We start from the raw sequence: 16,213 nt of genomic DNA, 5'->3' as shown, positions 1-16,213 counted from the left end.
CCTCCCAACTGGCTCGCACTAGATGTCGTTTTGGACCGCCAAAACGACAACAACTCCGACCTGGTTGGGAAGAAGGGTCAGTGGAAGGCGCCCAACCCGGTGATATGCCTGCCCAGGATCAGGGTGTGGACCTCGTCGGTGCCTTCGTAGGTCCGGACCGACTCGAGGTTCGCGGCGTGCCGGAGCGGTGAGTAGTCGCCGGTAATGCCGTTGCCACCCAGGATGGTCCGGGCTTCGCGCGCCACGGCGATGGCTTCGCGGACGTTGTTCAGCTTGGCCAGCGAAATCTGCTCCGGCCGGAGGGCCCCGGCGTCCTTCAGGCGGCCCAGGTGCAGCGCCAGGAGAGTGCCTTTCTGGATCTCCAGCAGCATGTTCACCAGCTTCTCCTGCGTGAGCTGGTAGCCGGCCAGCGGTTTGCCGAACTGCAGGCGGTCCAGCGAATAGGCCAGCGCGGTCTCGTACGAGTCGCGGGCGGCGCCCATGGCGCCCCAGGCGATGCCGTACCGCGCCTCGTTCAGGCAGGTGAACGGGCCGCGCAGCCCGCGGGCCGCAGGCAACAGGGCCTCCGGGCCCAGCCGGACGTCGTCGAACACCACGTCGCACTGGATGGACGCGCGCATGGAGAGCTTCTGCCGGATGGGCGTTGCCGTCACGCCGGGGGTTCCCGCCGGCACCAGGAAACCGTGCACGCCGTCGTCCGTCATAGCCCAGACCACCATCACCCCGGCCACCGAGGCCAGGCCGATCCAGCGCTTGGCGCCGTTCAGCACCCACCCGGCGTCATCCCCGCTGCCGTCCCGCTCGGCGAAGGTGGCCATGGCGGCAGGATCTGAACCAGCGCTGGGTTCGGTCAGGGCGAAGCAGCCGATCACCTCGCCGGCGGCCATCCGCGGCAGCCACTCCTGCTTCTGCTCCTCCGAGCCCCAGGTGTGGATGGCGGTCATGGCCAGCGAACCCTGGACGGACACGAACGTGCGGATTCCGGAGTCGCCCGCTTCCAGTTCCATGGCCGCGAGTCCGTATTCGACGGCGGTCCGGCCCGGGCAGCCATAGCCTTCCAGGTGCATCCCCAGGACGCCCAGCTCGCCGAGTTCGGTGGCCAGTTCCAGCGGGAACACCGCGTCCTCGTACCAGCGGGCGATATCCGGTTTGATCCGTTGGCGGGTGTAGTCCCGGATGTGCTCGCGGAGCTCCAGCTCGTCTGCGGACAGCAGGGAGTCGAGGTCCAGGACATCGGACGGGCCGGCGCTCAACGCTTCACCTCGAAGTAGCCGCGGGTGGCCGGCAGGAACCTGCACACGGCTGCCAGGACCAGGCCCAGCGCCAGCAGCACCACGCCGCTGACAAAGGCACCGCCGACGCCGAGGATCCGGGTATTCCCGTACGCCGGGTCCCACATCTGCACGGCGGAGACGAAGAACGCAGCAGTCAGCAGCACCGCCCCGAGGAGGGGAAGGATGCCGCGGAACCAGAGGTTCCGTGCTGAGTCCCGCAAGGTGGTCCGGAAGTACCAGAAGCAGGCGTACCCGGTGAGGGCGTAGTAGAACGCGATGAACAGGCTGATGGCGCTGATGGAGTCTGCCAGCAGGTTCTCGCTCAGGAAGCTCATGGCCACGTAGTAGGCAGCAGCCGCCCCGCCCATCACCTGGGTGGAGAAACCGGGCGTCTGGTTCCGCTCGTGGACCTCCGCGAATTTCGCCGGAAGGGCCCCGTGGACCCCCATGGACAGGGTGCCGCGGGCCGTTGGCAGGATGGTGGTCTGGGTGGAGGACAGGACGGAAGCCAGGACCGCGACGACGATCAGCCAGCCCCAGGGTCCCAGGACCACGTCCTTCATGGCGAGGAAGACATCGTCCTTGTTTGCCTCGTTGCCCAGGCCGATGCCCTCGGAGCCCACGGTGGCGTACATCATCACCAGCAGTGCCACCGAAACGTAGATCGCCATCAGGACGAAGGCCGAGATCACGGCCCCGCGGCCGGGCGTACTGGCGGGGTTCTCGGTCTCCTCGTTCACGGCAAGGCAGGTGTCCCAGCCCCAGTAGATGAACAGGGCAAGGAGGGTTCCATGCACCACGGCTCCGGGATCGGCGAAGGCTCCCGCCGGGTTGAACCACTCGAAGTCGAAGGCCTGGCCCTCCGGGGCGCCGCCCACGATCCGCGCCACCAGGGCAAGGGCGAAGACGCCCAGGGCGATGTACTGGACATAGGTCAGCACCCGCTGGACGTGCTCACCCAACCGGATACCGCGGTAGTTCACCAGGGTCATCAGGACGATGAACAGCAGGCCCGTGGCGGTGACCACCACCTTGTTCTGCGCAAGCGATCCGTCACCCACCAGCAGCCACACATACTGGCCGGCCACCTGGGCAAGGTTGGCCAGGACCACGATCCCGGCCAGTGCCACTCCCCAGCCGCCCAACCAGCCCGCCCACGGGCCGAAAGCCTGGCGGGACCAGGTGAAAGTGGTGCCGCAGTCCGGGATTGCACTGTTGAGCTCGCGGAAGGCGTAGGCGATGAACAGGACCGGGACGAATCCCAACAGCAGGATCAGGGGAGTGTAGTTGCCGTTCACGGCAACGATCAGGCCCAAGGTGGCGGCCAGCGAGTACACCGGGGCAGTGGAGGCCAGCCCCAGCATTACCGAGTCGCCGAGGTCCAGGATCCCGGCCCGCAATCCCTTGCCCGGCACCGGGGCGCCGGGCCCGCTGCCGGGGCCTCCCGTCATCGTGATATCCGTGCTCATGCTGTCTCCGGGTTCATAGGACGATACCTGCCTTGCTGGAGTTGGCCACGGCCGAAAGCGGTGCCGGTGCGTCGATGGTGTTGGGTACGAAGCGGCAGAAGTAGTCCGTGACCGGCCCGTCGGATTCCCGGATGCCGCAGCCCACGGATTCGCCGTCCACCACCCAAAGGCCCAGCACGGGACGGTTGCCGTCGAAGTCGGGAAGGGCGTGGTACTGCTGGTAGCACCAGCCCTCGCGGCCGTAACCGCCGGGCTGTTCCACGGTGAGGCCGTCCGCGTGGATCCGGATGTTGTCGCCTTCGCGGCCGTGCAGGGGCTTGGCCACCCATTCCTTCAGCGGCCCCGGGTCCGTGAGGTACGCGGGCAGCAGGTTGGGGTGGTCCGGGTAGAGGTGCCACAAGGCGGCCAGCAGGGCTTTGTTGGAGAGCAGCATTTTCCAGGCCGGCTCAACCCATCGCGGATTATGGGCACGTTCCAGGAGGCGGGGACCGAACTCTTCCTTCATCATCAGCTCCCACGGGTACAGCTTGAAGATGGTGCTGATCATGAAGTTGTCCAGGTCCACGAACCGGTTCAGGTTGGGGTCCCAGCCGATATCCGACATGTTGATCCCGATGGTGGTCCATCCCGCCTGGCTGGCGACGTCGCGCATGTACGCGGCAGTCATCCAGTCCTCGCCGGATTCCTCCACCTCGGAGTGGGCCACGTGGAGGGTGCTCATGCCGGTGCGGTACTGGAACTTCTTCCACTGCCGGATCAGGGCCTCGTGGATGCCGTTCCACTGGTCCTTCTCCGGGAACACGTCCTGCAGCCAGAACCACTGCGCCACGGAGGCCTCGATGAGTCCGGTGGGGGTGTCGGCGTTGTATTCGAGCATCTTGGCCGGGCCGCCCCGGCCGTCGTAGATGAAGTCGAACCGGCCGTAGACGTCCACGTCGGCGGCCTGCAGGGATTCAGCCGCCAGCTCCAAGGCCTGGGGGCCGATGCCGATGCTCCCCATGGCCCCGGTTGCCAGGAACTTCGCCGCCTCCAGGCACATCCGGTGCATGTCCTCGGCCGCGACCTCAAGAGTCTCCACCTCGTCCATGCTGAACTCGTAATACGCCGATTCGTTCCAGTACTCGATCCGGCGTCCGTCGTCCATGGTGGTGGTGGAGAAGACCAGGCCCTGCTCTTCGATCTTCTGCTTCCAGCCGGGCCGTGGTTCGGATATCAGTCTCTTCACCGCTCAGCCTCCCGAGACCTTGCCGCCGCCGCCACTCGAGCCGCTCTTGGCGCTGGAACCAAACCCGCCGCGGCTGACCGTGCCGCCCTTGCTGCTGTACCCCGTGGAGGCCTTTGCCCCGCTGGGGATAGTCCGCGTGTAACCCGGCGCCGTGGACCTGTTCTGGCCCACCGGCGGAACGCTGGCCCCGCGGGAGTAGAAATACCAGGCGTAGACGCCGCCGCTGCGGCCGGCGGAGCTGTCGCAGTTGGTGTCCTCGACGCGCTCGCCGGTGTCGTCGTTGAAGCAGACCTGCGCGTATTCGGGGTCGTCCTCGTTGCTGGCCACCACCGCCGTGATGGTTCCCGCCAGGAGGGCCGTGACGCCCAGGCCCACCACCACCGTGCGTCGCTGGGAACGCTTCTTCCGCGCCGCAGCGGCGTTGAGCTGCTTTTCGCGCTCGCGGGCAAACGGATCCACCAGGGGGACGGGCTCGTTGAGGAGGTCGGGGCGCAGCTCCGGCTTGGGGACTTGCCAAGGCGGCGGCTTGACGCTTCCGCCTCCCTCCGGAGGTGTTTTCTCCGGCTCCTCTTTCGGGTCTTTTTCGTTCGAGTCCACGGCCGTCCCCCTCGGTTGTCAACACTATTTGGGCGCAGCGCTGCACCCCCACCTGCAAGTCTCGACCCAGCGTAGTCCCTGCAACAGTGAGTTGACGAGATTGGCACCACCGGCAGGAACCCTAGACTGAAGCCATGGAACCAGCTTTTGTCCTCGCCGTCTGCCGCGTCCACCAGCTCCTGGGAGACCAGGGAAACGTTGGAGTCACCGCGATCGACAAACGCCCGTCCGAAGGTCCCGTGAAGGTGCACAAGTTGGGCGTGCACGGGGACATCCAGGCCAACCGGGTCCACCACGGCGGCGAGGACCAGGCCATCTACGCCTACTCGCAGTCCGACGCGGACTTCTGGGCCGGGACGCTCGGACGCGAGCTGCCGCCGGGAATCTTTGGGGAGAACCTGCGGGTCTCCGGCATCGAACCAACCAACGCGGTGATCGGGGAGCGCTGGCAGGTGGGCGCCGACGTCGTCCTTGAGGTCACCTCTCCGCGCGTCCCTTGCGCCACCTTCCAACGCCGGATGAAGGAACCCCAATGGGTGAAGCGCTTCACCGAGGAAGGGCGGGTGGGCGCCTACCTGCGCGTCATCCGCACCGGCACCATCCAGGCGGGCGATTACATCCACCAAACATTCGTGCCGCGCCATGGAGTCACCATCGGCCGGTGGTTCAGTGCGCCCGACGCGGAAGCCGTCGAGGCCCTCCGCGATGCCGAGGCCGACGGCGAAATCAGGCTCCAGGAGGAATACCACACCAGGTTCGAGGCACTGATGCGGAGGCTGGGGGAGTAGCCGCCACAAGCCCCGTTGCGCGCTGTTCCCGGGCCGTGTGCGCAAGCTCACCGCCGTCGTCGGGCCCTTGATTTCCCGCAGGCGGTGTCCGTCCCTTACACTTGAAATATCCCCCACTCCGGAAATCCCTTATTCCTGCCCAATTTTTGAGGCAGGACTGGCAAGTGTTGGGGCCCGCGCAAGCGATGCGGGCATTTTCATAGGGAGAGCCGGCTAAAGAAAACGCTGTACAGACTGCTGGGATAGCAGCCAAGAGATGCAGCGCGAAGTCCTGCCACGGGATTGCGAAAGCGCCGGACTTCTGTGACCGGCCGGTCAACGTCTGCCCGGCACCATCGGCACGTGTACTGCGGCTCCGCTCACCTCGGGTTGTGCCGCCTGGCCCCCTATGGATGAGGAATATCTCCCTATGCCCGAAAATGAGAACGAAACCACCGCTGTTGTCGAGGACGCCGCCGAGGCTCCCGTAACCGCTCCCGCCGCAGCCCCCGCTGTTGAAGCGCCTGCTTCCGAGGCCCCCGCCGCGGAAGCCCCTGCTGCTGAGGCGCCCGCCACGGCCACCCCTGCTGCGGACGAAGACGAAAACACCGTCAAGTTCGCCGATCTTGGCATCGACGGCCGCGTCCTGGCCGCCCTGCAGGACGTCGGGTACGAAAAGCCGTCCCCCATCCAGGCAGCCACCATCCCGCTGCTGCTTGAAGGCCGCGACGTCGTGGGCCTGGCCCAGACCGGCACCGGTAAGACTGCAGCATTCGCAGTACCGGCACTGTCCCGCCTGGCCGAACTCCACGACCTCAACGGCCCCTCCCGGAAGACCCAGGCCCTGGTCCTGGCTCCCACCCGCGAGCTGGCGCTCCAGGTCGCCGAAGCGTTCACCTCCTACGCCAAGCACATCGATGACTTCACCGTGCTGCCGGTCTACGGCGGGTCCGCCTACGGCCCCCAGCTCGCCGGCCTCCGCCGCGGCGCCCAGGTGGTTGTGGGTACCCCCGGCCGCGTGATCGACCACATCTCCAAGGGTTCCCTGGACCTGTCCGAACTCCAGTACCTGGTGCTGGACGAGGCTGACGAGATGCTGCGGATGGGCTTCGCCGAAGACGTGGAGCAGATCTTCCAGCAGACCCCGGAGGACCGCCAGGTGGCGCTGTTCTCGGCCACCATGCCGGGCCAGATCCGCCGGATGTCCAAGCAGTACCTCAACAATCCGGCCGAGGTCCAGGTCAAGTCCAAGACCACCACCGGTGCCAACACCCGGCAGCGCTACCTGCAGATCATGGGCCCGCAGAAGCTGGACGCGCTGACCCGCATCCTTGAGGTCGAAGACTTCGACGGCGTCATCGCCTTCGTGCGGACCAAGATGGCCACCGAGGACCTGGCCGACAAGCTGAAGTCCCGCGGCTTCCAGGCTGCCGCCATCAACGGCGACATCCCGCAGCAGCAGCGCGAGCGCACCGTTGACGCGCTGAAGGAAGGCCGGATCGACATCCTGGTGGCCACCGACGTCGCCGCCCGTGGCCTTGACGTCGAGCGGATCAGCCACGTCATCAACTACGACATCCCGCATGACACCGAGTCCTACGTGCACCGCATCGGCCGCACGGGCCGTGCCGGCCGTTCCGGCGAAGCGATCCTGTTCATGACGCCGCGGGAGAAGTACCTACTGCGTTCCATCGAAAAGGCCACCCGCCAGCCGGTGGAACAGATGCACCTGCCCACGGCCGAGACCGTGAACACGCTGCGCCTGGGCAAGTTCGCCGAGCGCATCACCGAGACCCTCGCCTCCGAGGACGTCGCGGCGTTCCGCGACCTCATCGCCTCCTACGAGGAAGAGCACAACGTCCCGGCAGCAGAGATCGCTGCGGCCCTTGCCGTGATGGCGCAGGGCGGCCAGCCGCTCCTGGTCAAGGAGCTGCCCGCCGCTCCTGAATTCCAGAAGCGCGAGCGCTCCAAGGACGGCTTCGGTTCCCGCGGGCCCACCCGCGCGCTGACCGAGGGCAATGCCACCTACCGGATCGCCGTGGGACGCCGCCAGCGCGTCATGCCCGGCTCCATCGTGGGCGCCATTGCCAACGAAGGCGGCATCTCGTCCGCCCAGATCGGCGGGATCGACATCCGCTCGGACCACTCCCTGGTGGAGCTGCCCGCAGACCTGAGCCCCGAGCAGCTGCGCGCCTTGTCCCGTACCCGGATCGGTGGCGAGCTGATCCACCTCGAGCTGGACAACGGCCGCAGGCCTTCCGGCGACCGTCCCAGCTACCAGGGCAACCGCGGAGGCAACTTCAAGGGCAACGGCGGGTTCAAGAAGGAATTCCGGAAGAACGACGGCGAACGGTCCTCTGCTGAGCGCGGCGGACGTTCTTACACCGAGCGGTCGGAGCGGTCCTTCAGCGACCGGGGCCAGGCCGGCGACTCGCGCTTCGGTGGCCACGGCGACGGCTCCCGCAAGCCCCGCCACGGCGGCGACAGCGGACACCGCGACTTCAACCGCAAGGGCAAGTGGTAAACGCCCCGCGTTGAGGAATTGACGACGGCGATGGGCCGGCTTTCGAGCCGGCCCATCGGCGTTTAAGCGCACGGGTGTGGGACTCGCCACATTCGTGCCCCGGAGCGCTGGGCAGGGGGCCCGAAAAGACCGCTGCCGCCGTCGTCCTCCTTGCTGCCCTTTGCCCCTGCAGCCCCGGAAATCCGGGGAAAAGCAACCTTTCGCGGACCTCCAAAGAGCCTGTCCAACCGTCCGGGAGGGGCTCCAGGCGCCGATTTGTTGGTGCGGAAATCTTCCGGTAGAGTATTTACTCGTTGCCCCCCTAGCTCAGTGGTAGAGCGCGTTCTTGGTAAGAACGAGGTCACCGGATCGATTCCGGTGGGGGGCTCTGAATGAGGGCCTGCGTCAAGGCGGTTTTGACCGGCTTGACGCAGGTTTTTCTCATTCGTGGCGGTGTAGCTCAGTTGGTTAGAGCGCACGACTCATAATCGTGAGGTCGGGAGATCGAGCCTCCCCACCGCTACAGGCTAAGCCCCCGGAGTCCGCAAGGATCCGGGGGCTTTCCTGTTTCCCGGATCGGCAGTAGCTTTGCAGCAACTGGCGGATGGGTGATTCGGTGGATGTTGTTGCTGCGGTCCTGGAGCCGTTCCGGTGGCTGGTGTCCGTCATCATGGTGGCTTTCCACGACGGGCTCAGTTCGGCGGGAATGCCTCCGGCGGCCGGCCTAACGTGGACCCTGGCCGTCGTGGGCCTGGTCCTGGTGATCCGTGCCGCCCTTATTCCGGTGTTCCTGGCCCAGGTCCGGGCCCAGCGCAGGATGAACCGCCTGCAGCCGGACCTGAAGGAACTGCAGGACAGGTACAAGGGCAGGACAGACCAGGCTTCACGGCAGGCCATGGCCCAGGAGCAGATGGCCCTGTACCGGAAGCACGGCACCAATCCCTTCTCCGCGTGCCTGCCCCTGCTGATCCAGGCGCCGTTCTTCCTGGCCCTGTTCCAGGTCCTGTCAGGGGTCTCAAACGCCTCGCAGCAGGGGACCGGCATCGGCACCATGGGCCCGGCGCAGGTGGCCCAATTCGACTCGGCCAGCATTTTCGGGGCACCCCTGTCCGCGTCCCTGGTTCACGGCGGGGGCGATCCCGCCACCGTGGCCGTGCTCGCTGTCGCCATGATCCTGTTGATGATCGGATGCCAGTTCCTGACCCAAAGACTCGTGGCTGCACGGGCCATGGGCACGCAGGACCCGGGGAGCCCGCTGGTCCGGCAGCAGAAGATCCTGCTGTATGTGCTGCCGCTGGTTTTTGGCGTGGGCGGCATTTTCTTCCCCATCGGCGTGCTGGCCTACTGGACCGTCTCCAACCTCTGGACTTTGGGGCAGCAGTACCTGGTGGCACGAAGTCCTGGGCCTGCATGAGTTCCACGTGCAGAATGGGCCCATGGCGCAGCTGATCTATTCCGGAATCATGTCCCTCGACGGCTACACCGCGGGCCGGGACGGCAACTTTTCCTGGTCCGCCCCCGACGAGGAAGTCCATGCCTTCATTAACGACCTCGAACGGGAGGTGGGTACGTACCTTTTCGGCCGCAGGATGTATGAGGTCATGTCGGCCTGGGAAACGTGGGACACATCGGATGAACCGGCCGTGATCCAGGACTATGCGCGGATCTGGAAGGGGGCGGACAAGGTGGTGTACTCGACGACTCTTGACGCCGCGGCGACACCCAGGACCCGGGTGGAACGCCAGTTCCGGCCGGAGGATGTGCGCAGCCTGAAGTCCGCCAGCGGCAAGGACATCGCCATTGGCGGGCCCACGCTCGCGGCGCACGCCCTGAATGCCGGCCTCGTGGACGAGTACCGGCTGTTCATCACCCCGGTGGCCGTCGGTGGCGGCCTGCGTTTCCTGCCGGACGGCCTGCAGTCCGGGCTGGAGCTCGTCGATGAGCGCCGCTTCGAGGCGGGCACGGTGTACCTGCGTTACAGATGTCTGACCTAGCAGGCAGAATGGGGGCATGACACGCATCGCCATCATTGGCGGCCACGGGAAAGTGGCCCTCCTCCTGTCCGCCCTCCTGACCGGGGAGGGCCACAGCGTCACCTCGTTCATCAGGAATCCCGACCATGCAGCGGACGTTCAGGAGACTGGCGCCACGCCGGTGGTCCTGGACGTCGAGAATGCCACCACGGCGGACATCGCCGGCGCACTCCAGGGCCATGACGCCGTGGTCTGGTCCGCGGGTGCCGGCGGCGGCAACCCTGACCGGACCTACGCCGTTGACCGGGACGCTGCCATCCGCTCCATCGACGCCGCCGGCCAGGCGGGCGTCAACCGCTACGTCATGGTGTCCTACTTCGGCGCAGGCAAGGACCACGGGGTCCCCGAGAGCAACAGCTTCTTCGCCTATGCGGAGGCCAAGGCCGCCGCGGACGAGTACCTGCGCGGTACCGCGCTGGAGTGGACCATCCTGGGCCCGGGTGCCTTGACTGACAAGCCCGGAACCGGCCTGATCGACGTCGACCCGTCACCTGACGGGGACCGCGACACATCGCGGTCCAACACGGCGATCGTTGCGGCGGCGGTGCTGGACCTGCCCCAGACCGCTGGGCGGACCATCGAGTTCCGCGACGGCACCCTTCCGGTCTCCGCCGCCCTGGGACCGCGCGCCTAGGCGCCGGGCAGAAGCCGGATGGATCAGCTCGCCCTCATCATTGGCCTGCTGCTTGCCACGGTGGTGGCCGTCGGATTGGGCGACCGGTTGAGGCTGCCATACCCGGTCCTGATGCTGCTCCTGGCCGTGGCGTTGACGTTCATTCCAGGTTTTCCGGATCTCGAGATTCCACCCGAGCTGATTCTTCCCATCTTCCTGCCGCCGCTGCTGTTCGCGACCGCCCAGCGCAGCTCGTGGGCGGTGTTCCGGGTCCGCTGGCGCACGTTGATCATGCTGGCCGTGGCCCTGGTGGTGATCAGTACCGCTGCGGTGGCCGGAGCAGCCTGGCTGATGATTCCCGGCATCGGAGTTCCAGCCGCCATCGCGCTCGGCGCCATGGTGGCCCCTCCGGATCCCGTGGCGGTGGAGTCCGTGGCCGGCCGGGTGCACATGCCGCGGCGCCTGATTACCGTGCTGCAGAGCGAAGGCCTGTTCAATGACGCGGCCGCCATCGTCATTTTCCAGGCGGCCGTCGCCGCCGCCGTGGGCGGCACCAAGGTGGGGTCCGACGTCGTCCTGAACTTCCTCCTGGGCGCCGCGCTTGCCGTGGTGGTCGGTGTCGCCATGGGGTGGGTCATCGCCCTGGTCACCAGGCTGGTCACGTCCATGGTCGCCCGGAGCGCAGTGACCCTGGTGGTGCCGTTCGCCGCCTACATCCTGGCGGAGGAGGTGCACGCATCCGGTGTAATCGCCGTCGTGGTCACCGCACTCGAGATGCAGCGCCACGCCCGCCCCCAGGACGCAGCCGAGCGCGTCACTCGGAACGCCTTCTGGGACGTCGTGGAACTGCTGGTCACGGGGCTGGCCTTCGGCCTGGTGGGGCTGGAGATCCGGCACGTCATCCGGGATGAGGGTGCCGATATTTTTGGCATGACCGGTGTGGCCGCCGTGGTGTGCATCCTGGTCTTCGCTGTCCGGTTCCTGTGGCTGGCCATCCTCGCCGCGGGTGCCCGGAAGCGCAAGAACGTCCTCCAGCCCACGTCGTGGAAGGAAGTCCTCATCCTGACGTGGTGCGGGATGCGCGGGCTCGCCACCCTGGCACTGGCCCTGGCACTGCCCCTGACCCTGGCAGACGGTGCGCCGTTCCCCGGCCGGGACTACCTGCTGGTGATTGCCTGTGCGGTGCTGCTGGCCACGCTGGTCCTTCCGGGCCTGACGCTGCCGTGGCTGATGCGCGTCCTGAAAGCCTCCGAGGACGGGACGGCCGAACGCGACGCCGTCCGGGTACTCGCCGCTCGCGCCCAGGCCGCCGCCGTCGCGGCCCTGAAGCAGCACCACCTGATGAAGGACCTGCCGCAGGAAAAGGTGGCCCTGGTCAAGGAGCGGATGCGCCGCCTGCAGGTCGAGCTGGCGGGCGGCAACCTGCCGGATGAGCCCTTGGCGGATAAACGGAAGCGCGGGCGGGAACTGGCCGTCGCGGTCCAGACGATTGCGTTGGATGCCGCGCGGCAGGAAGTGGTGGCGGCCCGCAACGAACCGGACATGGATCCGGAGGTGGCGGACCGGGTGCTGCGGCAACTGGACCTGCGCACCATGATCATGCCGGAATAGCTACGCCTGCGCCGGCAGAACCAACTCAAGGTCGAGCGAATGCTTCTCCACGTAGTCCAGGGCGCAGCGCACCGCACCCACTGTCACGATCGAGTCCCCCAGCGGGGAGACGGACACCCGCGCGGGGGTGGCGGTAAAGTCCTTTAGCCGTGCGGTGATGGGGCCCAGCAGCACATCCGCGGAATTGGCCACGCCGCCGCCGATCACCACCAGCTCCGGATTGAGCAAGGTGGCCACGGTCCCCACCACCCGGGCCATCCTGTCCGCCAGCCGGTTCAGGATGTCACGGGCCACGGCGTCACCGTCCGCGGCGGCCGAGAACACCTGCTCGGCCTCGACCCGGCCCGGCTGGAAGGCCCTGAGCGCGGTGGGGGCGGACCCGGCCAAGGCTTCCGCGGCCCACGTCCGGGCCAGGTGGGCGATCCCGTAGGTGTCGCCCACCCCGTCCACCAAATCCAGGTAGGCGAGCTCGCCGGCGCTGCCGCGGTTGCCGTGAACCAGCCGGCCCCCTTCCACGATTCCGGATCCCAGCCGTTCGCTCGCAAGGATCACCACGACGTCATCGATCCCGGCGGCCGAGCCCAGCCACCGCTCGCCCAAGGCGGCCAGGTTGGCGTCGTTCTCGAGCAGGACAGTCCACCCCCGGGCCTCCTTCAAAGCCGGCCGCAGTCCCAGATCGAACAGGCCCCAGAATTCCTGCGTTGCCAGCACCTCCCCGTGCCGGTCCACCGGCGCGGCCACGCCGGCGCAGACCGCCAGGACCTGGTCCGGTGCCGCTGCGGCGGAGCGCAGTGCGGCCGTGGCAACGCCATCAATGAACGCAATGCGTTCCGCGGATCCCACCTCGCCGGCCTGGAACGGCTGGCTGGCGCGTCCAACGGTTGTGCCCCGAAGGTCCGAGACCGCCACGGTGACCTTGGCGTATCCGATGTCCATGCCCAGCACTACGCCGGCGCGGTCGTTGAGTTCGAAGCGGCGGGCAGGCCGGCCCTTCTGGTAGCCCCCGAACTCGCGCTGGTTCTCCCGCTCCAGGATCCAGCCCCGCCGGACCAAATCCTCGCAGACGGCAATGGTGGTGGCGCGGGTCAGGCCGGTGGCTGCCATGACGTCCGTGACGGTCACTGCCGCAGCGGAGCGCATGAACTCAAGGACCGCGCCGGCGCTGACCCGCCGCAGCAGTTGGGGAGTCGCCGGAACCAGCTCAGGCATGCTGTTGACCTTCCTGCGCAATGCACCAGATAATACTTGGGGAAGTAAATTTAGATCCAATATAAATATACCCGCACCGACGAAAAGGACCGTTCCTTGTCCACCACCGCCACGCTGGCAACCCTGTCCGACTCCGACCGCCTTGCCGACCCCAACTGGTGGCGCCAGGCTTCCGTCTACCAGATCTACCCGCGCAGCTTCGCGGATTCCAACGGCGACGGCATCGGTGACCTGAAGGGCATCACCGCCAAGGTGCCGTACCTGAAATCGCTGGGAATCGATGCCGTCTGGCTGAGCCCGTTCTACCCCTCCGCGCTCGCTGACGGCGGCTACGACGTGGACGACTACCGCGACGTCGACCCCAAGCTCGGAACGCTGGCGGACTTCGACGAGATGGCCAAGGCCCTTCACGACGCCGGCATCAAGCTGATCGCCGATATCGTCCCCAACCACTCCTCCAACCGGCACCGGTGGTTCCAGGAGGCGCTGGCCGCACCCAAGGGATCCCCGGCCCGCGACCGCTACATCTTCCGCGACGGCAAGGGCCCCAACGGGGAGTTCCCGCCGTCGGACTGGGACTCGGTGTTCGGCGGACCGGCCTGGGAGCGTATCACCGAACCGGACGGCACGCCCGGCCAGTGGTACATGCACATCTTCGCCAAGGAGCAGCCGGACCTGAACTGGTCCAACCGCGAGATCCGCGACGACTTCCTGGAGACCCTGCGCTTCTGGTCCGACCGCGGCGTGGACGGCTTCCGTGTCGACGTGGCGCACGCGCTGACCAAGGACCTCACCGAGCCCCTGCTGTCCAAGCTGGAACTGAGCGCGGCCAACACCGGTGTGGACGGATTCGACGACGGCTCGCACCCGTTCTGGGACCGCGACGAAGTCCACGAAATCTACGCCGAATGGCGTGAGGTGTTCAACGAGTACAACCCGCCGCGCACCGCCGTGGCCGAAGCCTGGGTGCACGCCACCCGGCGCGCCCGCTACGCCAGTCCGCAGGGACTGGGCCAGGCGTTCAACTTCGACCTGCTGCAGGCCGACTTCGACGCCGCCGAGTACAAGGAGATCATCACCCGCAACCTTGCCGAGGCCGCTGCCACCGGTGCCTCCTCCACCTGGGTGTTCTCCAACCACGACGTCGTCAGGCACGCCACCCGTTACGGCCTGCCGCAGGTGGCCAAGGAGAAGGCCGGTGCCAAGGGCCAGGACGGCAAGGACTGGCTGCTCGCCGGCGGACCACAGGACCAGTTGGACGTGGAACTCGGCGAACGCCGGGCCCGTGCCGCCACCTTGCTGATGCTCGCAGTTCCCGGCTCCGCCTACCTCTACCAGGGCGAGGAACTGGGCCTGCAGGAAGTGGCTGACATCCCGGATTCGGAACGCCAGGATCCGTCCTACTTCCGCAACAAGGGCGTGGAAATCGGCCGCGACGGCTGCCGCGTTCCGCTGCCGTGGAAGGTTGAGGGAACCTCGTTCGGCTTTGGTGACGGCGGCTCGCACCTGCCGCAGCCGGACTGGTTCAGCAAGTACGCCGTCGAGGCACAGGACGGCACCGACGGCTCCACCCTGGAGCTCTACCGCAAGGCCCTGAAGCTGCGCCGGGAACTGCTCACGGGTGAAGAGTTGGAGTGGATCGAGTCCGGCGCACCGGATGTGCTGCACTTCAAGCGCCCCAACGGCTGGCAGTCGGTGACCAACTTCGGGACCACGGCTGTGGACCTTCCCGCCGGTGAAGTGCTGGTCAGCAGCTCGCCGCTGGAGGATGGCAAGCTGCCGGCGAACACCACCGCGTGGCTGCGCTGATGCACGGCAGCCGTGGAACCGGGTGCCCCTGATGCAGGAACTCATCTACGGGTGCATGGGACTGGGCGGCAGCTGGTCTGACGAGCCGCATGAAGCCAAGCATGTGGACCAGGCCGCTGCCGCCGTCCAGGCGGCGATGGACGCCGGGATCACCCTGTTCGATCACGCGGACATCTACCGGCGGGGCAAGTCGGAAGCAGTTTTCGGCGAGGTGCTGGCGGCCACCCCGGGCCTGCGGGAGCGGATCCGGCTGCAGACCAAGTGCGGCATCCGGCTCAATGAACGCGGCCTGCAGACCCACTACGACCTCAGCCGGGAAGGCATCCTGGAGCGGGTCAACAGCAGCCTCGGGAGGCTTCGGACGGACTTCGTGGACGTCCTGCTGCTGCACCGCCCGGATCCGCTGGCGGACCCGGCGGAGGTCGCGTCCGCCGTCGGGCAGCTGATGGCCGAAGGCAAGGTCCGGCAGTTGGGCGTATCCAACATGTCCGCCGCCCAGATCGAGGCTTTGCGGGACCGGCTGGAGACGCCGGTGGTGGCCAACCAGCTTGAGATGAGCCTGCTCAAGCGGGCATGGCTGGAAAGCCAGGTCCTGGTCAACCACCCGGACCACCTGGAGTACAGCTTCCCGCACGGCACGCTGGAGTACTGCGCCCGCAACAACATCACCCTGCAGGCGTACGGGTCCCTCGCCCGCGGCGCCTACACCGGGGCGGAGCTGGAAAGCCCGGCCCCTGCAGAGGCCGCCACCGCAGAACTTGTGGCGGAACTCGCGGTGCAGTACGGGACCACCGGCGAGTCGGTCCTGCTGGGCTGGCTGATGAAGCACCCGTCCGGCATCGCGCCGGTGATCGGGACGGCCAACCCCGAACGCATCCTCGCCTGTGCGGATGCGGAGAGGGTGGCCGGTGCCATGACCCGGGCCGACTGGTACCGGCTCTGGGTGACGGCGCGCGGCAGCAACATCCCCTGACCGTTCCGCAATGGTGGCGGCGGGCGTCCCGATGCATGGTCATCAGGGCGCCCGCCGCTTCCGTATCCGGTCATAACGCGTTTAGTTCGTATTGATCCTCACAAGCCGGCCGTTTTCTTCGCCGTGCCGC

The 16,213-nt window shown here is 67.2% G+C and carries 13 protein-coding genes and 2 tRNA genes; 10 read left to right on the top strand and 5 right to left on the bottom strand.

All coding sequences use genetic code 11. The annotated features are described in order from the left end of the window. Positions 1-77 precede the first annotated feature (77 nt). Genes C563_RS0102860 through C563_RS0102845 form a run of 4 tightly spaced genes read right to left on the bottom strand, consistent with a single transcriptional unit; the run spans position 78 to position 4,565 of the window. Entirely contained in the window at positions 78-1,253 is a 1,176-nt protein-coding gene (locus tag C563_RS0102860; protein ID WP_018760522.1) for an acyl-CoA dehydrogenase family protein, read from the bottom strand. Further along, the gene (locus C563_RS0102855; RefSeq protein WP_018760521.1) at positions 1,250-2,743 is read right to left on the bottom strand and encodes an APC family permease; all 1,494 of its coding nucleotides are present in this window, start codon (positions 2,741-2,743) and stop codon (positions 1,250-1,252) included. Before C563_RS0102855 ends, C563_RS0102860 begins: the two co-directional genes overlap by 4 nt. A gap of 13 nt (positions 2,744-2,756) precedes the next feature. Then, positions 2,757-3,968 (bottom strand): glutathionylspermidine synthase family protein, encoded by a 1,212-nt coding sequence (locus C563_RS0102850; protein ID WP_018760520.1) that lies wholly within the window; start codon positions 3,966-3,968, stop codon positions 2,757-2,759. Positions 3,969-3,971: 3 nt separating this feature from the next. Next, positions 3,972-4,565, bottom strand: coding sequence for a hypothetical protein (locus C563_RS0102845; protein WP_018760519.1), 594 nt, complete (start codon positions 4,563-4,565; stop codon positions 3,972-3,974). Between the two features lie 134 nt (positions 4,566-4,699). Between C563_RS0102845 and C563_RS0102840 the strand changes: the two genes are divergently transcribed. From C563_RS0102840 to C563_RS0102805, 8 genes are all read left to right on the top strand, one after another. Continuing rightward, on the top strand, positions 4,700-5,353 hold the full coding sequence (locus C563_RS0102840) for an MOSC domain-containing protein (protein WP_018760518.1): 654 nt from the start codon (positions 4,700-4,702) through the stop codon (positions 5,351-5,353). A 409-nt stretch (positions 5,354-5,762) separates the two neighbouring features. Then, positions 5,763-7,856, top strand: coding sequence for a DEAD/DEAH box helicase (locus tag C563_RS0102835; protein WP_018760517.1), 2,094 nt, complete (start codon positions 5,763-5,765; stop codon positions 7,854-7,856). Between the two features lie 295 nt (positions 7,857-8,151). After that, positions 8,152-8,223 (top strand) — tRNA-Thr (locus C563_RS0102830). A 61-nt stretch (positions 8,224-8,284) separates the two neighbouring features. Then, positions 8,285-8,358, top strand: a tRNA-Met gene (locus C563_RS0102825). 81 nt (positions 8,359-8,439) lie between these two features. Further along, positions 8,440-9,249 carry a membrane protein insertase YidC gene (gene yidC / locus C563_RS0102820; protein ID WP_018760516.1) on the top strand — a complete coding sequence of 270 codons (810 nt, stop codon included), beginning with the start codon at positions 8,440-8,442 and terminating at the stop codon, positions 9,247-9,249. Between the two features lie 22 nt (positions 9,250-9,271). Then, positions 9,272-9,829 carry a dihydrofolate reductase family protein gene (locus tag C563_RS0102815; RefSeq protein WP_018760515.1) on the top strand — a complete coding sequence of 186 codons (558 nt, stop codon included), beginning with the start codon at positions 9,272-9,274 and terminating at the stop codon, positions 9,827-9,829. Positions 9,830-9,845: 16 nt separating this feature from the next. Beyond that, positions 9,846-10,502 carry an SDR family oxidoreductase gene (locus C563_RS0102810; protein WP_018760514.1) on the top strand — a complete coding sequence of 219 codons (657 nt, stop codon included), beginning with the start codon at positions 9,846-9,848 and terminating at the stop codon, positions 10,500-10,502. Between the two features lie 18 nt (positions 10,503-10,520). Beyond that, the gene (locus C563_RS0102805) at positions 10,521-12,092 is read left to right on the top strand and encodes a Na+/H+ antiporter (protein WP_018760513.1); all 1,572 of its coding nucleotides are present in this window, start codon (positions 10,521-10,523) and stop codon (positions 12,090-12,092) included. Here C563_RS0102805 and C563_RS0102800 read toward each other — a convergent pair whose 3' ends face one another. Then, positions 12,093-13,301, bottom strand: coding sequence for an ROK family transcriptional regulator (locus C563_RS0102800; RefSeq protein WP_018760512.1), 1,209 nt, complete (start codon positions 13,299-13,301; stop codon positions 12,093-12,095). It lies immediately after the preceding gene. A 96-nt stretch (positions 13,302-13,397) separates the two neighbouring features. Between C563_RS0102800 and C563_RS0102795 the strand changes: the two genes are divergently transcribed. Both C563_RS0102795 and C563_RS0102790 read left to right on the top strand, forming a co-directional pair. Further along, a complete protein-coding gene (locus C563_RS0102795; RefSeq protein WP_018760511.1) occupies positions 13,398-15,110 on the top strand; it encodes a glycoside hydrolase family 13 protein in 1,713 nt (570 codons plus the stop codon). Between the two features lie 31 nt (positions 15,111-15,141). After that, entirely contained in the window at positions 15,142-16,083 is a 942-nt protein-coding gene (locus tag C563_RS0102790; protein WP_026264311.1) for an aldo/keto reductase, read from the top strand. The last annotated feature ends 130 nt before the right edge of the window (positions 16,084-16,213 follow it).

The organism is Arthrobacter sp. 135MFCol5.1 (assembly GCF_000374865.1).
Lineage (GTDB): Bacteria > Actinomycetota > Actinomycetes > Actinomycetales > Micrococcaceae > Arthrobacter.
This window is presented reverse-complemented; position numbering and strand designations above follow the sequence as displayed.